Raw genomic sequence first — 266 nt, 5'->3', positions numbered from 1 at the left:
TCATCAGGTAGTAGCTGATATCTTTGGTCGCTTCGTCCAGGTTCTGGTAACCCTGCTTTGGCATCCATTCACTTTTATAGCTACGGAACAGCCGCTCCATCGGGGCATTATCCCAGCAGTTGCCTCGTCGACTCATGCTTTGCACAAAGCGTTTTCTCCAAAGCTGTTGCTGATATGCGAGACTACTGTACTGACACCCCTGATCCGAGTGGAACATCACGTCCTTTGGCTGTCCCCGCAGGCTGTAAGCCATATTCAGCGCTTTA

The 266-nt window shown here is 50.8% G+C and carries 1 protein-coding gene; it reads right to left on the bottom strand.

Annotation, left to right across the window (positions count from 1 at the left end):
- Positions 1–266: DDE-type integrase/transposase/recombinase (locus B2Z72_RS13395; RefSeq protein ID WP_297005027.1), on the bottom strand; the 266-nt coding region annotated here is incomplete at both ends.

Source organism: Thalassolituus sp. UBA6592 (assembly GCF_002433655.1).
Taxonomy (GTDB): Bacteria; Pseudomonadota; Gammaproteobacteria; order Pseudomonadales; family Oceanobacteraceae; genus Venatoribacter.
This window is presented reverse-complemented; position numbering and strand designations above follow the sequence as displayed.